Source organism: Campylobacter canadensis (genome assembly GCF_013177655.1).
In the GTDB taxonomy this organism is placed as follows: Bacteria; Campylobacterota; Campylobacteria; order Campylobacterales; family Campylobacteraceae; genus Campylobacter_E; species Campylobacter_E canadensis.
Genome location: NZ_CP035946.1, coordinates 1,105,012 through 1,124,000, shown reverse-complemented (window position 1 = coordinate 1,124,000; position 18,989 = coordinate 1,105,012). Strand labels below are relative to the sequence as shown.

Below are 18,989 nucleotides of genomic sequence, written 5' to 3'. Positions count from 1 at the left end.
TTATTTTATCCTTATGTTTTCATATAATTTTGCTTTATTTTATATTTAATAAAGCAAAAATTACAGATTTTTCTCAAAAAAAATCACCAATTATAGTTAGCCTAAGCCTTTATGCTAATGAAGTAGAAGAAAAAGTAGAAGAAAAAGTAGAAGAAAAAGTAGAAGAAAAAGTAGAAGAAATCAAGGAAGAAATCAAGGAAGAAATCAAGGAAGAAATCAAGGAAGAAATCAAAGAAGAAATCAAAGAAGAAATTAAGGAAGAAAAAGTAAGTATAAATAAAGAAAAAAAAGTAAAAAAGCAACATAAAAAGATAAAAAAACATAAAGAGCATAATAAAATACAAAAAAATAAAGAATTAAAAGAGCAAAAAAAAGTAGAGCAAAAAACAAAAGAGCCAAGCTTAAATTCTCAAGAGCAAATTTTAAGTAAGGACGCTAAAGAAGATGAATTTATTGCTTATTTAAATAAAGTAATAATCACAAATGCTAAAAAAAATTATCCAAAAGAAGCAAGAAGAAAAAGAATTAAAGGCAAAGTAATACTAGAAATACTTTACAAAAATGCAGAATTTAAAGAAATAAAAATACTTAAATCATCAGGTTATGACATCTTAGACAATGCCGCATTAAGCAGTGCAAAACAAGCTTCAAATAAGCTAAGAAAAGAAAATCGCAGTATAAGATTAGTAGTACCTATTACTTACTCGTTAAATAAATAAGCTTTATTATAAAAAGCTTATTTTCTTTCATTTAAACAGTCTTTAAAGATGAATTTATGTTCATCTGGTAGGGCTTCATATATTGCAAAGGCAAGGTTGCGAATTTCAGCTAAGGCAGCTGCTGAAGTTCTAAGGCTTAAAAAGTTTTGTAAAGCCCTTGCATTAATACTCCAAGTAAGTTCTGTTTTATAGCATTCTGGTAAAGAATATTTTGCAATATCTTGGGTCATTTTATCTTGATTTAAGATAATTCTAAGCTTTTCAAGAGCTAAAATACTTGCATTATCAACTAAACGATTGCCTGTTAAAACAATATATCTTTGTGCATTTGCAAAGTCAAATTCTTTAAATTCTTCTTCTTTTTTAAGCTCTTTTAGCGTGTAGCGAGTGCTTTTTACACTTAAAGATGCGTGTCTGTGGCGAGCTAATTCTTGCAAGCAAGCACGAGAAATTCCTTGAATGTAAAAATTATAATTTAAATGCTCAAGTGTGCTTGAATGTTTATTTTTATTACCAACTCTATCAATTAATTCACAATCAACTTCTCCGCCATTATCGCCCTTAGCAAAACTTTGCCAACAAGTTCTTATAGCGTGTGAAACAACAAAAAGTGGTGTATGGTGTAAAAGTGTAATTTTCATTATTTGCCTTTAATTTGATTTTGCAGATTATATTTATTAAATACAAATAAAAAAGCAACAAGGAAAAATTATGAATATGTTAAAACTTAGTGTTTTAAGCATATCTTTAGCTACTGTTACTAGCGGAGCTGCGGTTTCTCCAGCCTTAGGTTTAATTGCAAAATATTTTAGTAATGAAGCAGAGATAATGATAAAACTTATTATTACTATACCATCAATTATGATTATTTTTACTTCCTTTATTTTTGCAAAGTTATCAAAAATTATAAACGCAAAATATATAGCAATGATTGGTTTTTGTTTGTTTTTAGTAGGTGGAGTTTTTCCTTACTTTTTAAATAATATTTATTTAATATTAATTTCTAGGGCAATATTAGGAATTGGAGCAGGTTTTTTAACACCGCTTAGTGTTTCTTTGATTGGGATTTTGTTTGAAAAACACGAACAAGTAAAGCTAATGAGCTTAAGCGGAATGTGCAATCAATTAGGGGCTGTTATAACTGTTAGCATTTCGGGATTTTTAGCTTCACTTTCTTGGCAGTTTTCTTTTTTAATTTATTTTTTTGTTATTTTTATTTTTTTATTAAATATAACATATTTACCAAAGGTTATGCTATCAAATACACACAAAGAGCTTGATAAAAGAAATTTAAAAATAATTTATCCTTTTTATATTTCTTTATTTTTAACTCAAGTTTTATTTTTTAATTTTACAAATAATTTTTCAATTATCTATGAAAAAGAAAAATTAATAAACCCTAGTTTCATTGGTATTTTAATGGGTAGTTCAGGAATTTGCGGAGCCTTTGTGTCTTTTAAATTCTCAAAACTTTTTTCTATTGTAAAAGAAAAAATTAGATATATAGGTGCATTAGGTTTTTTAATTGCATTTTTGTTATTTTCAATAAGATTTAGTGAAAATTACTATGTTTTTAATTTAAATTTAATGCTAATTATTGGAATAATAGCTTGTTTTTTCAACGGAAGTGCGGTAGGAATTTTAATGCCTTTTGCATTTTCTCAAATATCAATAAAAAGTAAAAAATCTGCTCTTTCAACAAATATGGCAATTGCAAGTGCTTGTGTTTTTTCAGGGCAGTTTTGTTCGCCATTTATTGATGAAATATTTATGCGCTTATTTAATCTACATCACCCAAGAGATGCGTTTTTAATTGCAGCTTTAATTGCATTATGCTTATTTATTTATAATTTTAGGGTAAAAATCAAATTAAATTCAAAGTAAAGGAAAACAATGGCTAAGGTTAAAGAAAGCGTTAGTGATGATAAGCAAAAAGCACTAGAAGCAGCTTTAAAAAGTATCAATAAAGCTTGTGGCGAAGGTGCTATTATTAGATATGGAGATAAGCCAGTTGTAAAAGTTGAGCCTATTAGCACAGGTTCTTTAGGGCTTGATATTGCGTTAGGAATTGGTGGTGTTCCTAAAGGAAGAATAATTGAAATTTATGGACCTGAAAGTAGTGGAAAAACTACTTTAACCTTGCAAATTATCGCTCAAGCACAAAAAAGTGGTTTAACTTGTGCTTTTATTGATGCTGAACATGCACTTGACCCTGTTTATGCAAAGATTTTAGGTGTTGATATGGATAATTTATTATTTTCTCAACCAAACAGCGGAGAAGAGGCTTTAGAAATAGTTGAGCGTTTAGCAAGTAGCGGTGCGGTAGAGGTAATAATAGTTGATAGCGTTGCTGCACTTACTCCAAAAGCTGAAATTGAAGGAGAGATGGGAGATACTCATGTAGGACTTCAAGCAAGATTAATGAGTCAGGCTTTAAGAAAGCTTACTGCAGTTATTTCAAAAATGGGTTCAATGGTTATTTTTATTAATCAAATTCGTATGAAAATAGGTCAGATGGGCTATGGTTCTCCAGAGACAACAACAGGCGGAAATGCCTTAAAATTCTATGCTAGTGTAAGAATTGATATTAGAAAAATAGCTACATTAAAACAAGGTGAAGAACCAATAGGAAATAGAACAAAGGCAAAAGTTGTAAAAAATAAAGTTGCACCACCATTTAAAACTGCTGAATTTGATATTATGTATGGTCAAGGAATTAGCTATGAAGGCGAATTAATTGATTATGGTGTTAAATTTGATATTGTTGAAAAAAGTGGAGCTTGGCTTAGCTATGAAGGCTCTAAATTAGGGCAAGGTAGAGAAAATGCTAAAACTTTTTTAAAAGAAAATAAGCAAATTGCTGATGAAATAGCAGATAAAATTAGAAACAAAATGAACGAAAACAATTTAAATTATGAAGGAGAAGTAAGTGAAGATAGCGAAGATTGATGCACTAGAAGTGCTTGATAGTAGGGCAAACCCAACGGTTAAAGTTATTGCAAGTTTAGATAATGGTTTAAGCGCTAGTGCTATTGTGCCAAGTGGAGCAAGTACTGGAATTAATGAAGCTTTAGAATTAAGAGATGGTACAAATGAATTTTTTGGCAAAAGAGTACAAAAGGCGGTTAATAATGTAAAAGCATTATCAGCAGGTATTTTAGGCTTAAGAGTAGATGAGCAAAGATTAATTGATGAACATTTGTTAAAGGTTGATGGAACTAGTAATTATTCTAGTGTTGGAGCGAATGCAACTTTAGGTATTTCAATGGCCATTGCAAAGCTTGCAGCAAAAGCACATAATTTAGCTTTATATGAATATTTATGCGGTCAGTTTTATGAATTTCCAACCCCTATGCTAAATGTTTTAAATGGTGGAGCACACGCAGATAATAATATTGACATTCAAGAATTTATGCTACTTCCAACTGGTTTTGAAAGTTTTAAAGAAAAGTTGTTTGCAAGCGCAATAACATACCATACTTTAAAAAATATTTTAAAACAAAAAGGTTTAAATACTGCATTAGGAGACGAGGGTGGTTTTGCACCTAATTTATCGTCTAATGAAGAAGCAATTGAATTATTACTTGAAGCAATTAATAAAGCTGGTTTTAGTGGTAAAATAAGCTTAGCATTAGATGTTGCATCTAGCGAATTTTATAAAGATGGTTTTTATACTTATGAAAATGACAAAAAAAGCTATGAGCAAATGAGTGAAATTTATGAAAAGCTAGTAAATAAATATCCTATTTTAAGTATTGAAGATGCTTTAGCAGAAGAAGATTATGAAGGCTGGAAGCATTTAAGCGCTAAACTTAAAAATAAGGTTCAATTAGTTGGCGATGATTTATTTGTTACTAATGTAAAATTGTTGCAAAAGGGCATTGATGAAGGTTTAGCAAATGCAATTTTAATTAAACCTAATCAAATAGGTACAATTTCTCAAACAATTGATGCAATTACTTTAGCTAAGAAAAATAATTATAATTGTATTATGTCGCACAGAAGTGGAGAGAGCGAAGATAGTTTTATAGCTGATTTTTCAATGTGCTGCAAATATATTAAAACAGGAGCACCTGCAAGAGGCGAAAGAACAGCAAAATATAATAGACTTTTAGAAATTGAGCATTTATGCAAGAGCTTTTAGAAACTCAAGCAAAAATAAATGAAATAAATTATAAAAAAGAAAGCAAAAAAGGCTTAATTTTACAAGCCTTTTTTGTGATTGTTATTGCAGTTTTTTTTGGAATTTATTTTGGTTTAATTTTTTTTGGAAATTCTTCAGTTGAGGTGCTGCAAGATTTAAATGAAAGGACAAATGCTTTGCAAAATCAAATTTATAAACTAAATCAAGAAAATGCAAAATTACAAAAAGATTATTTTGAGCTATTAAGCATACAGGGCGATTATGATAATTGATTTTTCAAAGTATTCAAGCGTAAATATTGGTAATAAGATTGAAGTCGCAGTCTTAAAAGAAGCTTGTAAGAGCGATTATTATTTAATAGGACTTGCTTCAAATATGCTAATAAATAATGCTAGTAATTTAGCAATTTTAGATGATAAGTTTGCTTATATTAAAGATTGTAAAGACTATTTAGAAGTAGGTGCAAAAACTAAGGCTTATGATTTATATAAATACGCTAAAAAGAATGATATTGCTAATTTTGAATTTTTAAGTTCATTACCAGGTCAAATGGGCGGACTTTGCAAAATGAATGCAGGAATGAAAGAATTTGAAATAGCTAATTATATCTTAGAACTTAATATTGATGGTGTGTGGCAAGGTGCTAATTTTTCATATAGGTGTAGTGATATTACAGGGCATATTTTTGCAGTAAAATTAAAAAAAGAAAATTCTTTTAGTTTAGAAAAGCTTGAACTTTTTAAAAATATGAGAGCAAATCAGCCAAGCGGAGCTAGTTTTGGTTCTATTTTTAAAAATCCGCAAAATTATAGTGCTGGGTATTTAATTGATAAATGCAATTTAAAAGGCTTTTGCATTGGTGGGGCTAAAATCAGTGAAAAACACGCTAATTTTTTAATTAATTTTAATAAGGCTAGTTTTGATGATGCTTATAGCTTAATTGAACTATGTAAAGAAAAAGTTTTTAAAGAATTTAGCATTGAGCTAATTCCTGAAGTTGTTATTTTAAAATAAGCCACAAAGGCTTATTTTTCATTTATTTCATTAATAATATTTACAAAATCATCAACACTATGAACCGCATTAAGATTTATTATGTATTTTCCATTTACAATAAAGCTTGGTGTGCCATATTCATTAGCTATTGCATCACTTTTATCTAAGTCGTTTAAAATACCTTGAGCGATATTGCTAGTTTTAAATTTTTCTAGTTGCTTTTTACTGATTTTTAGAATATTTAAGCCAATTTTTTCAAAATTATTTACATTATTATTAAAATTATTCTTTTTTATAAAAACTTCATTGAAATAACTTTGAATTATCTTTGCATAAAGTCCGTTGCTAAAATTAGCATTATTTTGCTCATCTTTATATTTTGCGTAAGCTAAGATAAGAGCTAGTCTATTTGCAAATAAATCCCAGCTTTTTACAACCTTGTATTCAATGTGTAAATTAGGTAATTTTGAGTGAATTTTTTCTAATGTTTTTTCTTTAAAATGTGCATAACAGTGAATGCAAGAGTAAGAAAAAATTTCTATTAAAGAGTTTTCTTTATTGTTTAGTGGGCTTTTTAATTCATAGTATTTTGCTTCATTTGCAAATAAAGCACAGCATAAAGCTAAATAAATAAATATTTTTCTCATTTTAGTCCTTTTTTTAAAAATAAACTAAGATTTTATATTTTATTTTTTAATATTTTTTAAAGCAAATATAATAGTGATTATTATATATTTTATTAAAAAAAATAATTAAAAATCAGTACTCATTAATTTTTTGCTATATAATTAGCCTTTTATCTTAAACAAGGAGAAATAAATGAAAAAAGTTTTATTTTCAATGGCAGCACTTGCTTTTTTAAGTGCTAATTTATCTGCTTTAGAAATTGATGCAAACAGTGTTGTAACCCATTTTAAGGGTTTTAAACTAAAAACTAAAGTAGCTGTTCCTGGTGTTATTGATAATGCAAAATATACATTTAAAACTACAAATGGTTCAGTAGCACAAATATTAGAAGGTGCTAGTGCAACAATGGATTTTGCTGATGAAAACACAAAGGATAAGGTTCGTGAAAAAAATATTCACAGAACATTCATCGCAGCTTTAAGTGATAGTAAAATCACAGCAACTTTAAAAGATGTAAAAGGTGATGATATTTCAGGTAATGCAACTGCTGTAATTACATTTAATGGTGTTAGTAAAGAAGTTGCTATGACTTATAAAGTAGAAGATTCAAAATTAGTTGTAAGCGGTGTAATTAATATGAAAAATGATTTTAATTTAGCAGCAGCTTACACAGCATTATCAACTGATAAAGTAATTTCAGCTTTACATGGAAAAGTTACTCACGAAGAAGTTGAAATTTCATTTGATGTTGATGTAAAATAATTATTTTAAATTTTAAGAGACCTTTTGGTCTCTTTATATAAAGGTTATTCTTGCTTTTAGTAGATTTAATTGATATTAGTAAAAATTATGGTGAAAAAGTAATTTTAAAAAATGTAAATTTTTCTTTAAATTCTGGTGAAAAAGTTGCAATTATTGGTAAAAATGGTGCTGGAAAATCAACATTTTTAAAGATTTTAACAAAGCAAATTGAAGCTGATAGTGGTAGAATAATCGTTTCATCAAATTTGAAAATAGAGATTTTATCGCAAAGTGTAGAAATAAGTGATGTTAATAGTGTTGATGAATATATAAAAAAAGAACTTTCATATATTTTTGATACCATTAACGCATATAATGAAATGAATATCAAATTACAAAAAGATACTACTAATACCTTTTTGTTAAATGAGATTGCAAGACTTAGTAATGAAATTGATAGTTTAGAAGCTTGGAGTATAGATAATAAAATAAAAAAAATCACAAAAGAATTAGAATTAGATGATTTAATTAATCAAAATATACATAGTCTAAGCGGTGGAGAGTTAAGAAGACTTTCATTAGCCTGTTTATTGTTAAAAAATCCTGATATTTTAATTTTAGATGAGCCTACAAATCATCTTGATGTAAATATGTGCAGATTTATTGAAAATATGCTAAAAAATAGTAAAAAATCTGTGTTGTTTATTAGTCACGATAGATATTTTATTGATAGTGTTGCCAATAAATGTATAGAAATAGAAGATGCAAGCATTAAAGAATTTAAAGGCGGCTACACTCAATATTTAGAACAAAAAGCAGATATTTTAGCTAGTTTAAATAAAAGTTATGAAACCTTAATAAAGCAACTAAAAGCCGAAGAAGAATGGCTTAGAAGAGGCGTTAAGGCAAGACTTAAAAGAAATGAAGGAAGAAAAGAAAGAATTTTTAAAATGCGTGAAGAGGCTAAGAAAAATCCAAGCCTAATTAATCGTTTAAAAACAGAGCTTTCTAGTGCAATGCAGCTTAAAACAAATTCCTTAATTTTAAACAAGAAAAAAATGCTTTTTGAAATTAATGATTTATCGTTAAAGCTTGGTAATAAAAAGCTTTTTGATAATTTTACTACAAGGATTATCCAAGGACAAAGAATTGCTATTGTTGGAAAGAATGGCTGTGGAAAGTCAAGTTTTTTACAACTTTTACTAGGGAAGTTACAAGCTAGTAATGGTTTTATTAAAAAAGGAGATTTTCAAATAGGTTATTTTGATCAAAAAAAGAGCGAACTTGATGATGATAAGACCCTAATTGAGTATTTTTGTCCAAACGGTGGAGATAGGGTCAATGTGCGTGGAAATAATATGCATGTTTATGGATATTTGAAAAAATTTTTGTTTCCAAAAGAGCAATTAAGCTACAAAATAGGTTCGTTAAGCGGCGGCGAAAAATCACGCATTGCTTTAGCAAAACTTTTTACTAAAGAGTATGAAGTTTTAATTTTAGATGAACCAACAAATGATTTAGATATAGCAACCATTAATATTTTAGAGCAGCATTTAAGTGAGTTTAATGGAGCTTTAATCTTTGTTAGCCACGATAGATATTTTACAGATAGATTAGCTACTATGCTTTTTGCTTTTTATGATGAGAAGATTAATATTGAAACAATGTCTTTTAGTGAATTACTAGATGTTTTAGATGAAATCAAAGAAATCAATGAAGAGATAAAAGATGAAAGTATTGTAAAAGAGCAAAAGACTAGAACAAAGAGTAAAAAACTATCATATAAACAAAATGAAATTTTAAATAATCATCCTGATAAGATTGCTGAATTAGAAAAGCAAATTAAAATTTTAAATTCTTATTTAAGCGACAAAGAAAAATATGAAAAATACGGCATAGTTGAACTAAGCAAAGAGCTTGATGAAGCAAAAAATAAACTAGATAAACTAGAAGAGGAATATTACGAAGTTCTACAATTACAAGAGGAAATACAAAATGATGTTAGTTAGTTTAATAAGCATAGCCTTTATATTTACTTTATTTTTAAATCTTTTAGAAATAAAACACATAAAATATAAAAGCTCAAAGGATTTTTTAAGCGAGGTTGAGTTTAAAGAATTTAAACAAATAGCTTTAAATAAGCTAAAATATAATGTTTTTAATTCTTTTATTACATATTTTATAAATATTGTTTTTGTGCTTTTTATTTTTAAGCAATTAGCAAGTATTTATGATAATTCCACACTTTTTAATGAATTTGCTATTTTGGCAATTTATTTTTTATCTTTAATGCTATTTACAATATTGTCAAATTATTATGAAACCTTTGTTTTAAATGAAAAAAGTGGTTTTAATAATAAAAATAGAGCAATGTTTTTTAAAGATAGCTTAAAATCTATTATTTTAAGTGCTGTTTTTGGTTCTATAATATTATTTATACTTTTATTGTGCATTAGGCTTTTAGTGCAATATTGGTACATTGGTGCTTTTTTAGTAATGATTATTTTTTCAATTGTCGCTACTATTGTTTATCCTAATTTTATTGTTCCAATATTTAATAAACTTAGCTTAGTTGATGGGGAATTAAGCGAAGATATAAATGCTTTATTAAGTAGATGTGGCTTTGTTAGTAAAGGGGTTTATAGTATTGATGCAAGTAAAAATGATAAGCGTTTAAATGCTTATTTTGCTGGGCTTTTTTCTAGCAAGAAAGTTGTTTTATATGATACTTTAATACAGGCTATGAAAAAAAGACAAATTCTTGCTGTTTTAGGGCATGAATTAGGTCATTTTAAAAATAAAGATATTTATTCAGGACTTATAGTTTCATTTATTTTATTATTTATTAGTCTTTATTTTGTTTCTTTATTAGAGCCTATTATTTCAAAAGAAATTCATTTAGAATCTTATTTATCTTCAAAGATTTTAAGTTTTGTATTTTTAATGGTGTTTTTTGATATTTTTATCTCGATAATTACAAATTATTTATCAAGGAAAAAAGAATTTAATGCTGATAAATATGGAGCAGAACTTACAAGTAAAGAAGATATGATTGAAGCTTTAAAAATATTATGTATAAAAAATAAAGCTCTTTTAGACCATAATTTTTTATACGAGTGTATAAATTGCTCTCATCCAAATTTAAAAAAGAGAATAAATGCACTTACTAGAGCTTAAGCAAGAATTAAAAAAAATAGTTGATTTAAATACTGCAAGAAATATAATAATGCAGTATTTAAACATTGATTTGCTTGAATATAGTGCTTTTTCAAAAGAGCTTAGCAATAAAGAATGTAGGGATATTTTTAAAATAGCTGCTTTGTATAAAAAAAATATTCCCTTGCAATATATTTTCCAACACACTTATATTAATGATATGTTATTTTATTGTAAAAAAGGAGTTTTAATTCCTAGAGAAGATACACAAATTTTAATCAATGCAAGTATAGAATTTGCAAGAGATAAAAATATAAATAACATTTTAGAAATCGGCTTTGGTAGTGCAATTATAAGTATTATTTTAAGTTTGAATTTAAAGGCAAAAATAGATGCTTGTGATATAAACAAAAAGGCTTTAAGTCTTGCAAAAAAAAATGCTTTATTGCACAAGGCAAATGTAAATTTTTTTATAGAAGATTACAAAAATGTAGATTTTTCTAAATATGATTTTATAGTATCAAATCCTCCTTATATTGCTAATGATTATAAGCTTGATGAATTTGTATTAAAAGAGCCAAAAGAAGCTTTATTTGGTGGCGAACTTGGTAGCGAAATTTTATTTGATATTATTAATAAAGCAGCTATAAATAAGGTAAAATTTTTAGCTTGTGAATTTGGATATGACCAAAAAGATATATTAAAAAAACATTTAGAAAGCAAGGGCTATAAAGCGATTTTTTTTAAGGATTTAAGTTCTTATTATAGAGCCTTTGTTGCAGAAAGGATTTGATTTTGTATAAATTGTATTTATTTTTATTAGCTGGTGTTATTTGTGTTTCACTTTTTGCTGGAATTATAGTTGCTCCTTGTATTTTTTATCCTGCAAATCAAGAATTACTTAATTTAAGCAAATTTCAAAGCGGGTTGATTATGAGCGGCATATTTATTAAATATGCTTATGTTTTAATAGCTATAAGTGTGTTTTCATTGTTTTTTGAAATATTTAATAAATGCTCATTTAAGTTAAAAATTTTTAGAATAATTTTAAGCTTGTTAGTTTTAATAGCAGCTTTAATTTTTAATTTTTACTACAATGCAAATATTATTAATATGCAAAAAATGGGTGAAATTGTTACAAATAGTACAGAATTTATTAAAATTCACAAAGAAAGTGAGCTTTGTTTTAAAATAATTGTTATAATGCAGCTATGTTTATTTTTTACAAAGATAAGGAGTTCAAAATGAGAGTTAATTCAGGTATTACAAGTGAGTTATATTATTCTTCAACAGGCGTAAAAGATAAGGATAATACACAAAATACACAAGTAAATAATGATGAGCTTTCTAATGAGGCTTTAAATCCACATGAAGAAAAAATAGGAAGTAGAAAATACCAAGATGTTTTAAGTTTACAATCTGATTTGCAAAAGAATTTATCAAACAATACAAACTCGGTTAAAAGCTTAGATGAAATAAATAATGCTTTAAAAATTGAAAGTGATAAATTTAAAAACGAAGATTTTTCTAAACTTAATGATAAATTTTTAGATAATTTTAAAAATGCACATTCAAACATTCAATTAAGTCAGGATATGGCAAAATTATTAGCATAATCAATTAAGAATTTTTTATAATTCTTAATTTAGATTATTTTTTGTTTAATATTTTGTCCTATTCTTTCAATCCAAATTTTTAAAAGGAGTAAGTCATGAAAAAGATTATTTATTCTTGCCTAGTTGCTAGTATGCTAGCTAGTGGTGCTTATGCAGCTGATGGTGCTACATTATTTAAAAAATGTATTGCCTGTCATGGAAAAGATGCAAGCAAGGTTCCACCAGGTGGTGAGGTTGCATCAGTAACATTAAGCGAACAAGAAATAGTTGAAGCTTTAAAGGGATATAGAGCTAAAACTTTTGGCGGTAAAGCTAAAAAAACTATGGAAATTCAAGCTGCTAAACTAAGTGATGATGATATTAATGCTTTAGCTGCTTATATTGTTTCTTTAAAAAAATAATTTTTAATAATTTTTAAAGAAAGTTAAATATCTTCTTGAGTTTTTATTAACTTAAGAAGAATTCTTCTTATACTTGCTTATTTTAATTAAATTTTAAACTTTATTATATAAAATCACGGCATTTTATCAAAAATCAAAGGAAAATTATGAAAAAAACCATCGTTTTATCAGCAGTAGCGCTGAGTTTTTTAAATGCAAGTGAATATAATATCTTTGCAATTTCACTAAGCCATAATAACGAAACGCAATTAGTAAAAGCATACAATCAAGTTTCAGAGGCTATTAAAAATAGCGAATATGCAAACGAAGTAGTAGTTAAAAATAGAATGAGTGGTAGTCATTATACTGTTGTTGCTGAAACAGCAGATATGAGTGCAAAGAAAGCAAGAGCTATTAGAGATGTAATTAGAAAAAATACAAAATACAAAGATGCTTATGTTATAGCTAAAAAACCAGGAGAAGAGCCAACTTTTGCAGAAGGTAAGCAAGAATTAGAAGTTTTAAATCCATCAAGTGAAGCACCTGCAGTAGTTGTTCAACCAGAAAGTACAAAAACTTCATCATTTTTAGATAGTTTAGATAAAGCAAACACTTCTAAGGGTAATTTATTTACTTACAATGGAAATGGAAGTTTAAGCTTAGAAGCAGTGGTAAAAGATGTTTTAGCTAATAATCCAAATATTTTAAATATTAAAAACGAGTATTTAAAATCAGCAAAAGATTTAGATATTGCTAATTCAGTTTATTATCCAACATTAAATTTATATGCTAATGCAAGTTATAATACAATTTCTAAAAAACCAAATATAGAAAACAAAACAAAAAGTAAAGGCGGATTATATGACGCATCTTTAGTTTTAAATGAAAATTTATTTAATGGTGGTTATGATGTAAATACTCAATCACAACAAAGCCATACAACAAATGCAGCAGCTTATAATTTAATTCAAAATTCAAACGAATTAACATATTCTGTTGTTAGTGCTTATGCTGCAGTTATTAAAGCAAAAGTTTTAGTTGATATTGCAGAGCAAAATGTTAGCGAACATGAAAAAATTTATTCTTTAATCAAAGATAGAACAAAAACAGGCTATGCACGCCCAAGTGAAGAAAAACAAGCAGGAAGTCGTTTAGCATTAGCAAAAAGTAATTTATTAGCAGCAAAAAATGACTTAGATGATGCGTTAAATTCATTTAAAAAATACTATGGTCAAAGCATTGATGCTAATTCTTTAGCAAATGTTGAAGCTAATTTTGTTATTCCGCAAGATTTAAACAGCTTTGATACTTTAAGCTACAAATGCAGCCCGAGTTTAAAAATTCAAGAAGAAAATTCTAAGGCTTTAGGCTATGCTTATGAAGCAAGTAAATCTAATATGATGCCTAAGTTAGATTTAAGTTTAAGCGGTAAATATGAAAAAAGTGATATTGCAAGAAAAAATATTGACTCAGATAAATATAATCAAACTCAAGGCATAGCAGCGCTTAACTTTTCATATAATCTATTTAACAAAACTCAAGATAAATTAAATCTTGAAAAAGCTAAACTTTCACAACTTTCAGGAATTAATTCATTAGAAAATACAAAGCGTGAATTAGAAGAAAGCAATTCTTTTGCATTTAATTCTTATGTAATTAACAAAGAAAAATTAGATTATTTAAAACAATATGTTGATTATGCTAAAGAAACTTTAGATACTTATGAAGATGAATTTAAACTTGGAAAAAGAGATTTAATTAATCTTTTAGATGCACAAAGCGAATATTTTAGTTCAGTTCGTGAATACACAAGCACTCACAATGCTTATGTTTTAGCGCAATATAAGATGTTAAATAATTTAGGTGTTTTAACTGATACTTTTGTAAATGGATATGCAAAGAATTTTATTACATTTGCGTGTTCAATTAATGATGTAAAATAATTAAAATTTTATGTTTAAAGGCAATATTAAGAGAGTATTAATTACTCTCTTTTTTGTAATAAATTTATCAAGTTCTTCTTTTATTAAGCCGCAAACATATGAAAATATGAAAAGGCAGTACGGACAACAAGGCGTTGTTAGACTAGAAAGACTTGACAAGCTTATGAATGAGTTGGTAGGAAAAGAAGAGGGTGTAAAACTATTAAAAGTAAATGAATTTTTTAACGACTCAACTATAATCAAATGGGCTGATGATATGCAAGTGTGGGGTAAGGTTGATTACTGGGCAAATAGATTTGAGTCTTTAGGCAAGGGGCTTGGAGATTGTGAAGATTTTGTAATTGCAAAGTATTTTACCTTACTTGATTTAGGTGTTGATGAAAATAAATTGTTCTTTACTTATGTTTATGCAAATTTAAATGGAAAATGGATTGCGCATATGGTTTTAGCTTATTATGAGAACCAAGATTCAATTCCTTTTATTTTAGATAGTAATACAAACAATATAAGAAGAGCAAATAATAGACCTGATTTAAAGCCGGTTTTAGCTTTCAATGCTAAGGATTTATTTTTAGCACAACAAGCATCAACAGGAAAAATTTCAGCAAAATCATCTAAATACACAAAGGAATGGGCAAAATATTTAGAAAAATTAAAAAAGGGTGATTTATGACATTATTTAAGCAAATTTTAATTGGTTCAGTACTTTTCATTTTTATAATTTTAGGAATTGTGGCGATAAAAGACTATAAAACATCAAATGATTTTATTCAAACCCAACTGCAAATAAATGCAGAACATACTGCAAAGTCTTTGGGCTTATCAATTTCTACTTTATCAGAAATTACTCCAGATAGTGTTGGATTATTAATTAATGCTATTTTTGATAGTGGTGTTTATGAACAGATAAAATTTCTTGATGCAAATTCTAATATTATTTATGATAGAAAATTAGAAGAACACGCTTATTACGGAGTAAGTAAATGGTTTATAGATTTAGTTGATTTTACTCCACCAAGTGTTGAATTTGAGATTAGACAATGGAATAAAATAGGTACTTTAATTGTGCAAATTAGCCCAGTTTTTGCATACGAGCAACTTTATACTACTTTAAAAGATTTATTTATTAGTTTAGGTATAATTTGTGCTTTAAGTTTGATTTTTGTATTTTTTGCTTTAAAAGCTTTATTTAGACCGTTAGAATTAGTAAGACAACAAGCAGAAGCTATATTAGAAAATATTTTTATTGTTCAAGATAAGTTACCTTTTACCCAAGAAGTAAAAAAGATGGTTCAGGCTATGAACTCAATGGTAGGAAAGGTTAGAGATATTTTTGAAAGAGAAGCAGGAACTATTGATAGATATAATGAGCTTTTATATAAAGATGAAAGAACTAATTTATATAATCGTAGATATTTTATTAATCAATATGAGCAAAATTTAAATAGTGAAGAATATTCAAATGGTTTTTTATTTGTTTTAAGCATTAAAGAAACTTACAATGTGAAAAAGATTTTAGGTTTTGCAAAAGCGCTTAATTTTTTTAACGAACTTGCTGCTGTTTTAAAAACTTATGAAAAAGAAAATGTTTTTATTTTAAATGAGAATGATTTTGCTATTTTAAGCAAAAATAGACAAGAATTTAAAAGAGAATGTATCAATGTAATTGAGCTTGTAAAAGAATTATTTGAAAAATATAATTTAGATTCAAGTGAATTTAAGGTAAATGCTGCTTTAGCATATTTTGATAAAATTAAATACAACGAATTATTAGTAAGAATTGACCATTTATTACTTAGAGCAAAAAATAATTTTAGTATTGAAGAAAATATAGCAGAAAACGAGCTTTTATTAGGAAAGCAAGAGTATAAAGACTTTATTTTAAATGCTATGAATAATGATGAGTTTTGCTTTGTTCAACAAGATGTTTTAAGTAATGTTGAATTGCTTCATTCTGAATTGTATTTAAGATTAAAATTAAATGGTGAGCTTATGAGTGCTTCATTTTTTATGCCTATTGTTAGTGCTTTAAATATTAACGAAGAGCTTGATATGTATGTATTAAGCAAGGCGATTTCTAATGAATTTTATGCACCAATTGCAATAAATATCTCAAATGATTTAATTAAAGAAAAAAATTATAAGCTACTACAAAAAATTCTAAAAAATAAAAATGTAAATCAAAAAATTTATTTTGAACTTGCTATGAATTCATTAATTAATATTAGTGATTTAGTTGCTTTTGTTAAGTTTATTAAACAATTTAACATATCTTTAGGTTTAGACCACTTTGCTTTAAATAAAGAATACTTACTTGCTTTAAATGAATTAAATGTAAGTTATTTAAAAATTCAAGCAAGTATGCTTTTAGATTTATTAGAAGACAATAATACAAGCGGAGCAAAAAACGCTATGCAAACAATTATAAATTCTAAAGGAGTAAAAATTATTGCAATAGGAATAGAAAATTCAGAACAAAAAGAAAAATTACAAAAAATCGGCATAGAATATATGCAAGGTAGATATATAAGCGAAATTAAATAGGGGGCGTTATGCATACAAATGAATTATTAGAATGTTTAGTGCTTTTTACGCATTTAAATAAAAATCCTTATAGTGCCCAAGCACTTACAGCAGGTTTACCTGTGGATAAAAATAGCGGTATGGTTGAATTATTTTCAACCAATAGTAAAAAGGCGCTTTTTTCAAGAGCAGCAAAAAAGGCAGGCTATTCTAGCTCTTTGGTGAAAAAAGATTTGCTTGATATTCCAAGATTAGTTTTGCCTTGTATTTTAGTTTTAAAGGATAAAAAAGCTTGCATTTTACAAGCTTTTGAAAATAATGAAGCTGTGGTTATTTTACCAGGTCTTGAAAGTAGCACAAAAATTAGCATTCAAACTTTAGAAGAAGAATATTTAGGTTATTGCTTTTATTTAAAAAAAGAATTTTCTTATAAAGATGATAATAGCGATGAACTTGCAAAGGCAAATTCACATTGGTTTTTTGATACTTTAAAAAGAAGTAAGGGGATTTATATTGACGTTTTAATTGCATCATTTATTATAAATCTTTTTGTATTAGCTTCTCCGCTTTTTACAATGAATGTTTATGATAGAGTTGTGCCAAATAATGCTACAGAAACTTTATGGGTACTTGCAATAGGGGTTTTTATAGTTTATGCACTTGATTTAGTTATAAAATTAGTAAGAGCTTATTTTTTAGAAAATGCTTCTAAAAGAAGTGAAATAATTATGAGTTCAATGATTTATGAAAAGGTTTTAGATATTAAGCTTAGCGTAAGACCAAAAAGTGTTGGTTCTTTTGCACAAAATTTAAAAGAATTTGATACTTTAAAAAGCTTTTTTGCGTCAGCTTCAATAGCTAGTATTGTAGATATGCCTTTTTGTGTGATTTTTTTACTTACTGTATATTTTTTAGCAGGTTATTTAGTTGTTGTTCCTATTGTTGTGATTATTTTAATTTTAATTTATACCTTTAGCATTAAAAACCCACTTCAAAAATCAATTGAAAGTACATATAAAGCAAGTGCTTATAAAAATGGTATTTTAGTAGAAAGTTTAAATACTCTTGAAACTATTAAAAGTTTAAATGCTGCATCTCAAGCGCAATGGGTTTATGAAGAAGCTACAGGAGAAATAGCTGCAAAAAGCATTAAAAGTAAATTACTTTCAAGCTCAATTTCAATGGTTACAGGCTTTTTAGTTCAATTTAACACTATTGCTATAGTTGTAATGGGTGTTTATATGATTAAGGATATGCAGCTTAGTATGGGTGGGCTTATTGCTAGTGTTATTTTAAGTTCTCGTGCTATTACTCCTATGGGGCAGGTTGCATCACTTATTTCTAACTTTCAGCAAACAAAAACCGCTTATAAAAGTATAGAAGACATTATGCAATTACCTGTAGAAAGACCAGATGGAAAGAAATTTATACGCAGAAATAATTTTAACGGTCAGATTGATTTTAACAATGTATCTTTTACTTATCCAGAAGCAAAAAAAGAGTCTTTAAATTCAGTTACATTTAAAATTAAAGAAGGCGAAAAAGTTGCAATCATAGGAAAAAATGGTAGCGGTAAAACAACAATAGAAAAATTAATTTTAGGTTTATATGAGCCTACTAAAGGTAGTGTTAGTATTGATGGAATTGATGTTGAACAAATTGACCCAGCTGATTTAAGAGAACATATCGCCTATGTTTCACAAGATATTATGCTTTTTAAAGGCAGTGTTAGAGAAAATATTATTTATAAAAATCCAGCTGCAAGCGATGAAGAGATAGTAAAGGCTGCTGATATTGCTTGTGTTAGTGATTTTGTAAATTCACACCCGCAAGGTTTTGATATGCCTGTTTATGAAAGAGGTGAAGGTTTAAGCGGTGGGCAAAGACAAAGCATTGCCATTGCAAGAGCCTTTATTAAAGATGCTCCTATTGTACTTTTAGATGAACCAACAAATTCTATTGATACATCAACTGAAGCAAAAGTCTTAGAAAATATTAAAAAAGCTTGCAGTGATAAAACCTTAGTTGTAATTACTCACAAACAATCACTATTAAGCCTAGTAGATAGAATAATAGTTATTGATAATGGTAAGGTTGTTTTAGATGGTCCAAAAGCCAAAGTATTAAATGAACTTGGAGTTTAA

Annotated in this window: 19 protein-coding genes; 17 read left to right on the top strand and 2 right to left on the bottom strand. The window is 27.2% G+C overall.

What is annotated here, in order from left to right; genetic code table 11:
- The first annotated feature begins 29 nt into the window (after nucleotides 1-29).
- Nucleotides 30-719, top strand: coding sequence for an energy transducer TonB (locus CCANL266_RS05355; RefSeq protein WP_172232474.1), 690 nt, complete (start codon nucleotides 30-32; stop codon nucleotides 717-719).
- Nucleotides 720-736: 17 nt separating this feature from the next.
- Here the strand turns inward: CCANL266_RS05355 and thyX are convergent, their stop codons facing one another.
- Entirely contained in the window at nucleotides 737-1,360 is a 624-nt protein-coding gene (gene thyX / locus CCANL266_RS05350) for an FAD-dependent thymidylate synthase (protein ID WP_172232471.1), read from the bottom strand.
- A gap of 70 nt (nucleotides 1,361-1,430) precedes the next feature.
- Here thyX and CCANL266_RS05345 point away from each other — a divergent pair, with 70 nt between their 5' ends.
- Genes CCANL266_RS05345 through CCANL266_RS05325 form a run of 5 tightly spaced genes read left to right on the top strand, consistent with a single transcriptional unit; the run spans nucleotide 1,431 to nucleotide 5,877 of the window.
- On the top strand, nucleotides 1,431-2,603 hold the full coding sequence (locus tag CCANL266_RS05345; RefSeq protein WP_172232468.1) for an MFS transporter: 1,173 nt from the start codon (nucleotides 1,431-1,433) through the stop codon (nucleotides 2,601-2,603).
- A gap of 9 nt (nucleotides 2,604-2,612) precedes the next feature.
- Nucleotides 2,613-3,668 (top strand): recombinase RecA, encoded by a 1,056-nt coding sequence (gene recA / locus CCANL266_RS05340; RefSeq protein ID WP_172232465.1) that lies wholly within the window; start codon nucleotides 2,613-2,615, stop codon nucleotides 3,666-3,668.
- On the top strand, nucleotides 3,649-4,863 hold the full coding sequence (gene eno, locus CCANL266_RS05335; RefSeq protein WP_172232462.1) for a phosphopyruvate hydratase: 1,215 nt from the start codon (nucleotides 3,649-3,651) through the stop codon (nucleotides 4,861-4,863). The genes recA and eno overlap by 20 nt, the downstream gene beginning before the upstream one ends.
- Entirely contained in the window at nucleotides 4,848-5,135 is a 288-nt protein-coding gene (locus tag CCANL266_RS05330; protein ID WP_172232459.1) for a hypothetical protein, read from the top strand. Before eno ends, CCANL266_RS05330 begins: the two co-directional genes overlap by 16 nt.
- On the top strand, nucleotides 5,125-5,877 hold the full coding sequence (locus CCANL266_RS05325; protein WP_172232456.1) for a UDP-N-acetylmuramate dehydrogenase: 753 nt from the start codon (nucleotides 5,125-5,127) through the stop codon (nucleotides 5,875-5,877). Before CCANL266_RS05330 ends, CCANL266_RS05325 begins: the two co-directional genes overlap by 11 nt.
- Nucleotides 5,878-5,888: 11 nt before the next feature.
- On the opposite strand, the gene CCANL266_RS05320 is transcribed toward CCANL266_RS05325, so the two are convergent.
- Nucleotides 5,889-6,506, bottom strand: coding sequence for a thioredoxin domain-containing protein (locus CCANL266_RS05320; protein ID WP_172232453.1), 618 nt, complete (start codon nucleotides 6,504-6,506; stop codon nucleotides 5,889-5,891).
- Between the two features lie 172 nt (nucleotides 6,507-6,678).
- Between CCANL266_RS05320 and CCANL266_RS05315 the strand changes: the two genes are divergently transcribed.
- The 11 genes from CCANL266_RS05315 (at nucleotide 6,679) to CCANL266_RS05265 (ending at nucleotide 18,989) form a co-directional block, all read left to right on the top strand.
- Entirely contained in the window at nucleotides 6,679-7,248 is a 570-nt protein-coding gene (locus CCANL266_RS05315; RefSeq protein ID WP_172232450.1) for a YceI family protein, read from the top strand.
- Between the two features lie 50 nt (nucleotides 7,249-7,298).
- On the top strand, nucleotides 7,299-9,236 hold the full coding sequence (gene abc-f / locus CCANL266_RS05310) for a ribosomal protection-like ABC-F family protein (RefSeq protein WP_172232447.1): 1,938 nt from the start codon (nucleotides 7,299-7,301) through the stop codon (nucleotides 9,234-9,236).
- Nucleotides 9,226-10,404 carry a M48 family metallopeptidase gene (locus CCANL266_RS05305; protein ID WP_172232444.1) on the top strand — a complete coding sequence of 393 codons (1,179 nt, stop codon included), beginning with the start codon at nucleotides 9,226-9,228 and terminating at the stop codon, nucleotides 10,402-10,404. Before abc-f ends, CCANL266_RS05305 begins: the two co-directional genes overlap by 11 nt.
- A complete protein-coding gene (locus tag CCANL266_RS05300) occupies nucleotides 10,385-11,176 on the top strand; it encodes a HemK/PrmC family methyltransferase (RefSeq protein ID WP_172232441.1) in 792 nt (263 codons plus the stop codon). The genes CCANL266_RS05305 and CCANL266_RS05300 overlap by 20 nt, the downstream gene beginning before the upstream one ends.
- A 2-nt stretch (nucleotides 11,177-11,178) precedes the next feature.
- Entirely contained in the window at nucleotides 11,179-11,631 is a 453-nt protein-coding gene (locus CCANL266_RS05295) for a DUF4149 domain-containing protein (RefSeq protein ID WP_172232438.1), read from the top strand.
- A complete protein-coding gene (locus tag CCANL266_RS05290) occupies nucleotides 11,628-11,999 on the top strand; it encodes a hypothetical protein (protein ID WP_172232435.1) in 372 nt (123 codons plus the stop codon). Before CCANL266_RS05295 ends, CCANL266_RS05290 begins: the two co-directional genes overlap by 4 nt.
- A 95-nt stretch (nucleotides 12,000-12,094) precedes the next feature.
- On the top strand, nucleotides 12,095-12,400 hold the full coding sequence (locus tag CCANL266_RS05285; RefSeq protein ID WP_172232432.1) for a c-type cytochrome: 306 nt from the start codon (nucleotides 12,095-12,097) through the stop codon (nucleotides 12,398-12,400).
- Between the two features lie 146 nt (nucleotides 12,401-12,546).
- Nucleotides 12,547-14,322 (top strand): TolC family protein, encoded by a 1,776-nt coding sequence (locus CCANL266_RS05280; RefSeq protein ID WP_172232429.1) that lies wholly within the window; start codon nucleotides 12,547-12,549, stop codon nucleotides 14,320-14,322.
- A 106-nt stretch (nucleotides 14,323-14,428) separates the two neighbouring features.
- Nucleotides 14,429-14,995, top strand: coding sequence for a transglutaminase-like cysteine peptidase (locus tag CCANL266_RS05275; protein ID WP_172232426.1), 567 nt, complete (start codon nucleotides 14,429-14,431; stop codon nucleotides 14,993-14,995).
- Nucleotides 14,992-16,866, top strand: a complete 1,875-nt coding sequence (locus tag CCANL266_RS05270) for a bifunctional diguanylate cyclase/phosphodiesterase (RefSeq protein WP_172232423.1) — start codon at nucleotides 14,992-14,994, stop codon at nucleotides 16,864-16,866. The genes CCANL266_RS05275 and CCANL266_RS05270 overlap by 4 nt, the downstream gene beginning before the upstream one ends.
- A gap of 8 nt (nucleotides 16,867-16,874) precedes the next feature.
- Nucleotides 16,875-18,989 carry a type I secretion system permease/ATPase gene (locus CCANL266_RS05265; RefSeq protein WP_172232420.1) on the top strand — a complete coding sequence of 705 codons (2,115 nt, stop codon included), beginning with the start codon at nucleotides 16,875-16,877 and terminating at the stop codon, nucleotides 18,987-18,989.